Origin of the sequence: uncultured Fretibacterium sp., assembly GCF_963544685.1 — a bacterium.
In the GTDB taxonomy this organism is placed as follows: Bacteria; Synergistota; Synergistia; order Synergistales; family Aminobacteriaceae; genus CAJPSE01.
Genome location: NZ_CAUUGJ010000135.1, coordinates 1 through 5,426 on the forward strand (window position 1 = coordinate 1; position 5,426 = coordinate 5,426).

6 protein-coding genes are annotated in these 5,426 nt (G+C 65.6%); 4 read left to right on the forward strand and 2 right to left on the reverse strand.

The features are described 5' to 3' along the window. Nucleotides 1-15 precede the first annotated feature (15 nt). Together pxpB and ABLA28_RS10240 are read right to left on the reverse strand one after the other, a co-directional pair. Nucleotides 16-759 carry a 5-oxoprolinase subunit PxpB gene (gene pxpB / locus ABLA28_RS10235; protein WP_347713579.1) on the reverse strand — a complete coding sequence of 248 codons (744 nt, stop codon included), beginning with the start codon at nt 757-759 and terminating at the stop codon, nt 16-18. A gap of 79 nt (nt 760-838) precedes the next feature. After that, entirely contained in the window at nt 839-2,050 is a 1,212-nt protein-coding gene (locus ABLA28_RS10240) for an NRAMP family divalent metal transporter (RefSeq protein ID WP_347713580.1), read from the reverse strand. 258 nt (nt 2,051-2,308) lie between these two features. Between ABLA28_RS10240 and ABLA28_RS10245 the strand changes: the two genes are divergently transcribed. From ABLA28_RS10245 to ABLA28_RS10260, 4 genes are all read left to right on the forward strand, one after another. Next, nucleotides 2,309-3,082, forward strand: a complete 774-nt coding sequence (locus ABLA28_RS10245; protein ID WP_347713581.1) for a 5-oxoprolinase subunit PxpA — start codon at nt 2,309-2,311, stop codon at nt 3,080-3,082. Nucleotides 3,083-3,214: 132 nt separating this feature from the next. Beyond that, entirely contained in the window at nt 3,215-4,015 is an 801-nt protein-coding gene (locus tag ABLA28_RS10250; RefSeq protein WP_347713582.1) for a putative hydro-lyase, read from the forward strand. A gap of 175 nt (nt 4,016-4,190) precedes the next feature. Then, nucleotides 4,191-4,997: an ABC transporter permease subunit gene (locus tag ABLA28_RS10255; RefSeq protein ID WP_347713583.1), complete on the forward strand. Its 807-nt coding sequence runs from the start codon at nt 4,191-4,193 to the stop codon at nt 4,995-4,997. Nucleotides 4,998-5,002: 5 nt separating this feature from the next. Further along, nucleotides 5,003-5,426: TIGR00725 family protein (locus tag ABLA28_RS10260; RefSeq protein WP_347713584.1), on the forward strand; the 424-nt coding region annotated here is incomplete at its 3' end.

Genomic DNA, 5,426 nt, shown 5'->3' on the forward strand with positions numbered 1-5,426 from the left:
CAACCGACAGGCGCATCACGCCTCCACCTCCCCCACGACTTCGGGCTTCCAGTCCGGCCGCGCGGCGTCGCGCTCCAGGCGTTCGAAGTCCCCCATGGGGATCGGGACGAAGCGCACCCACATCCCCGCGTTCAGGAAGATCGGAACGGGCCGGTCGGGGTCGAAAAGCCGGAGCGGCGTCCGCCCGATCAGGTTCCAGCCTCCGGGACTGTCGATCGGGTAGATGCCCGTCTGCTTCCCGGCGATCCCCACCGATCCGGCGGGGATCCTCTCCCTCGGCTCCGGCAGCCGCGGGGTCTCGAGCGTCGCGTCCATCCCCCCGAGGTAGGAAAACCCGGGCGTGAATCCCAGCATGTAGCAGTAGCATTCGGCCCCGCTGTGGCGGCGGACCACCTCGTCGGGGGAAAGCCCCGTGTGCTCCGCGACCCGGCCGAGGTCGGGGGCGAAGTCCCCCTCGTAGCAGACGGGCACGAGGACCCTCCCGCCGCCCGAAGGTCCGGCCTCGAGCGGTGCCTCGGACATCTCCAGCAGCAGCCGCTCGAGCTGGTCCGGGTCCGGCGCGCTGAGCGGGTCGAAACAGACCGCGAGCGAGCGATACGTGGGCACAGCCTCGACGAATCCGGGGAAGGGCGACGCCTCGACTCTCTTCCTCAGGGCCTGGACCCGCGCGTTCACGCCCAGGTCGATGGCGCTGCCGAACTCGACGACGAGACAGCTTTCCCCCGCGTGAAGGATGCGCGGGGCGATGGAGCCGGTCATGGGACATCCCTCCTGGAGAACTTGATTACGAAGTTGACATGGCGGCTTTGCCCCCATGTCGAATTTCAGAAAACGCGGCTCATCGACCGAACAGCTTGCCGAGCCCCTGCAGAGCGCCCCAGGCCATCCAGGCCGTGAAGGCGACCATAACCCACCCCAGGACGGTGAGCCAGACGGGATGGCGGTACTGGCCCATGATGTCCCTGCGGTGCACGGCCAGAAGCATGGAGGCCAACGAGAGCGGCAGGATCATTCCGTTGATGGAGCCCGCCAGGACGAGCAGCGTCACGGGACGTCCCACCTGCGTCAGGACCATCGTCGAGGCCAGGATGAACCCGATAATCCAATACCGGTAGTAGCGTTCGACAAAGCCGAACAGCGTGCGCAGGAAGGAGACGGAGGTATAGGAACAGCCCACCACAGAGGTGATCGCCGCGGACCAGAGGATGACGCCGAATATCCTGTACCCCACCTCGCCCGCCGCGATGCGGAAGGCGTCCGCGGCCGGGTTTGAGGGGTCGAGCTTCACGCCGGTCACGACGACCCCCAAAACCGCCATGAACAGCAAAAAGCGCATGATGCCCGTGATCAGGATTCCGTTCAGGGAGCCCCGGTTGATGCGCCCGAGGTTCTCCGTGCCGACGATGCCCGCGTCGATGATCCGGTGTGCGCCGGAGAAGGTGATGTAGCCGCCTACGGTTCCCCCCACCAGCGTCAGGATCGTCGTCCAGTCGATGACGGAGGGCTTGACGATCTCGCGCACGGACTCGGCCGCGGGTGGGCTGGTCCGGACGACCACGTAGGCGATCATGGCGAGCATGACGAGGCCGAGGACCTGGGTGAACCGGTCCATGGCCCTGCCCAGGTCGCGCCACAGGAAGATGGCGATGGCGATGACGGCACTGACGATGGCCCCCGTGTTCTGATCCATGCCCAGCATGACGTTGAACCCCAGGGCCGCGCCGCCGACGTTGCCGATGTTGAAGGCCAGGCCTCCGAGCGCCACGGCAAAGGCCAGGAAATAGCCCAGGCCCGGCAGCACCCGGTTGGCGACATCCTGTCCGCGCAGGCCCGAAACGGCAAGGATGCGCCAGACATTGAGCTGGACAACGATGTCCACGAGGACCGAGACCACAATGGCAAAGGCGAAGGCGGCTTTCAGCCGCTCCGTGAACACGGTCGTCTGCGTAATGAAGCCAGGACCGATGGCCGAGGTCGCCATCAGGAAGGCCGCACCGAGCAGTATGCTCACCGTCTCCCCTTTCGAGTGTTTCCTCTGCAGTTCCGTCATGCTTCATTCCTCCCCGCGGGTTGTGCGCACGGCGTCCTGAGGAAAAAATCATCCCGTGGAATTCACCGCGCTTTCTTACTATAAGTTCGCTTAATTATACATGCAAGCATGCAGACTGGCTCAATTGAAAAGCAGTGAAGTTTTCTCTTGACTTTCCGCTTTACCATGCCTAATCTGGAGGGGAACGACCGCACCGGCGGCCCGGTGCACGAGCGGCAGCACGGCAGCCTTGAGGCTTTGAAAGGGGGCATTTCCACGATGGCATTCACGGATCTGCACATCGACCTGAACAGCGATTTGGGCGAGAGTTTCGGAGACTGGAGGATGGGCATGGACGAGGAGGTGATGAGGTCCATCACCTCCTCGAACGTGGCCTGCGGATGGCATGCCGGCGACCCCATGGTGATGCTCGGGACCGTGCGTGCGGCCAGGGCCGCGGGCGTGGCCGTCGGCGCACACCCGGGGTATCCCGACCTGATGGGGTTCGGGCGGCGCAGCATGGCCTGCACGCCGGACGAGCTCTATGCCTATACGCTCTATCAGGCGGGCGCGCTCGCCGCCGTCTGCCGCTCCGAGGGGATCGAGCTCCAGCACGTGAAGCCGCATGGGGCGATGTACAACCAAGCGGCCAAGGACCCCCGGTTGGCGGAGGCCATCGCCCGCGCCGTGCGCGCGCTGGGGGAGGGCGTCATTTTGATGGGGCTGGCGGGCTCCGCCTTCGAGGCCGCATCGGCCGATGCGGGCGTCCCCTTCGCCGCGGAGGCCTTCGTCGACCGAGGCTACATGCCCGACGGCTCCCTGGTTCCACGCGGCAGGCCGGGGGCCTTCATCCACGATCCCGAGGAGGCCGCGGCCCGCATGGTGAGGCTGGTCAAGGAGGGGGTCGTGACGGCGGCCGACGGCAGTGAACTTCGCCTGAAGGCTCATTCCATCTGCGTGCACGGGGACAACCCCGACGCCGTCGGTATGGCCCGGACGGTGCGCGCAACGCTGGAGAGGGAGGGCATCGCGGTCGGGCCGCTGCGCGGCTGAGCTCCGCGGGGACAGTCGGCCATCCATGATCCATGATCCCCATACACGATCGCCATACACGGCACTCCGCGGCAGAAGTGCCCGCCAATCGAAGGTCCGGGGCTGGAGGCCCCGGAGAGGAGGATTCAGACCATGGCCAAGATGAGCGACTATGCAAACCACAGTCCGCAGGACGTGCGCCGGATGATCCGGGAGGGGAAATGGGACCGCCCAACCTCCGGCATGTGTGCGGGCCACGTGCAGGCCAACCTGGTGGTTCTGCCCAGGGACCTGGCCTATGACTTCCTGGTGTTCGCACAGCGCAACCCCAAGCCCTGTCCCATCCTGGACGTGACGGAGCCGGGGGACACCGAGCCCCGCCTGGTGGCGCCGGGCGCGAACATCGCGACGGACATCCCGCGCTACCGCGTCTGGAGGGACGGGGAATGCGTCGACCAGCCAACGGACGTCAGGCGCTACTGGAGGGACGACCTCGTCGCCTTCCTTCTGGGCTGCTCCTTCTCCTTCGAGGGCGCGCTGCTCCAGTCCCATATCGGCATCCGGCACATCGAGTGCGACTGCAACGTCCCCATGTTCGTCACCAACATCCCCTGTCACCCCGCGGGCCGTCTGAAGGGCCCGATGGTCGTCTCCATGCGGCCGATCCCCGCGCCCCTGGTGCCGAGGGCGGTGCTCTGCACGGGACGGTTCCCGGCGGTGCACGGCGCTCCGGTCCACGTGGGGGACCCGGGGGCCATCGGCATCGCGGACATCGGCAAGCCCGACTTCGGCGACCCCGTGGAGATTCGTCCCGGGGAGCTCCCCGTCTTCTGGGCCTGCGGCGTCACGCCCCAGGCGGCGATCATGGCGGTGAAGCCGGAGTTCGCCATCACGCACTCCCCGGGCTGCATGTTCATCGCCGACCCGCTGGACGCCGACTACGCAGTGTTCTGAGGCATCGGGAGCCAAAACCGACTCGACCACCGGGACGATCAGGGGGCGCGACAATCCGCGCCCCCTGCAGTTCCATGACACTTATCCGCGACACTTATCGCTCCGCCCCACTCCCCCGTTCGGTCAAACTGCCTTATAATGAGGTCAATACTTCCGAGGAGGAGAGAATGGTTTCATGTTGCTCCGACGTTCCTTTTTCTTGTCCTTGATCGTCCTGTACTTCGCTTTCGTCCTGTCCCCCATCTTTCTGATGGTCCTGGGCTCTTTCGGGGATAAATGGTTTGGTACCCTCCTTCCCTCGGGGTTCACCCTGAAGTGGTACGTCCAGCTCTTCGGCAAGTCCATGTATGTCCGCGCCATGTTCATGAGCCTCAGAGTTGCGGCGCTGACGGTTCTGCTCAACGCCGCGATCGCGGTCCCTGCGGTCTACGCCATCCACGCTCTGAACAGCCGGCGGCTGCGGACCCTCTTCGACTTCTGCATGCTGCTGCCCATAGCCATACCGCCGGTCGTGATGGGGCTGGGGTTGATCCAGGCCTTCAACTGGAAGGGCTTTTCTCTGGTCGGAACCTGGCCGCTTCTTCTGGGGGCCCACGTCGTCTATACGCTGCCCTTCATGATGCGTCCCCTGATGGCCAATATCGAGATGATCCGATGGAGCCTCCTGGAGGAGGCGTGCTTATCGCTGGGGGCCTCGTTCGGGATGACGCTGCGCCGGGTTCTGATCCCGAACCTGCTGCCCGGACTGCTCTCCGGCGCCCTGATGACCTTCGCCATGTCGCTCGGAGAGTTCCAGCTGGCCGTCATGGTCACCGGCTCCGTCACTCAGACCTTTCCGGTCGTGCTCTATCAGGCGTTCTACGTCTCCACAGGGTTCGCTTGCGCGGCGACGACTCTCCTGATCCTCGTCAGCCTGCTGACCCTGTCGGGCCTGGCGCTGCTGGGACGCTCATTCTCGGCCGACGCCACCTTAGGAGGTTAAGTCCCTTGAACTTGAGAAAACATCAGGAAAACATCCCAGAGAGAAAGCGGATCGTCAGCGTCATCGGGACCTCGACGGCCACCCCGGATCTCTACGAGCTGGCTCGGGAGACGGGCCGCCTGCTCGCCCGGCGCGGCTGCATTGTCGTCTGCGGCGGGCGCGGCGGCGTGATGGAGGGCGTCTGCAGGGGCGTCCGGGAGGAGGGCGGGACCTCCGTCGGACTCCTGCCCACATCCATGGAAGAGGCCAACCCCTACGTAGACCTGCCGATCGTGACGGGGCTCGGCGAGCTCCGCAACATGGCCGTCGCCTCGGCGGGTTCGGCCGTCATCTCCATCGGCGGCGCCTACGGGACCTTGACGGAGTTGGGCTTTGCCCTGCGGCAGGGCAAACGTGTCGTCGGGCTCCGGACCTGGAACCTGCACGACG